Source organism: Streptomyces sp. 4F14, assembly GCF_048159485.1.
Classification (GTDB): domain Bacteria; phylum Actinomycetota; class Actinomycetes; order Streptomycetales; family Streptomycetaceae; genus Streptomyces.
On the sequence record NZ_JBLRVY010000391.1, the window covers coordinates 1 to 320 of the forward strand.

The following is a 320-nucleotide window of genomic DNA, read 5'->3' on the forward strand; positions in this document are numbered from 1 at the left end:
TCGGCCAGCGTCCCGAACCCGGGCCGGGGGGCGTACGGGCCGAACTGGCCGAAGCCGGTGACCCGGGCCAGCACCAGGCGCGGGTTGACCGCGTGCAGTTCCTCGGGGCCCAGGCCCCAGCGCTCCAGGGTGCCGGGCCGGAAGTTCTCGACGACGACGTCGCTCTCGGCGGCCAGCCGCAGAAGGACGTCCCGCCCGCCGGGAGCCGAGAGGTCGAGGGTCAGGGTGCGCTTGTTGCGGCCGAGCAGCTTCCACCACAGGCCGACCCCGTCCTTGGGGGGCCCGTGCCCGCGCGAGGGGTCCGGCCTGCGGGGGTGCTC

The 320-nt window shown here is 76.2% G+C and carries 1 protein-coding gene; it reads right to left on the reverse strand.

Annotated elements, in window-relative coordinates; all coding sequences use genetic code 11:
* On the reverse strand, positions 1–320 hold a 320-nt coding region (locus ACLZOT_RS51255), incomplete at both ends, for a CoA transferase (RefSeq protein WP_416976152.1).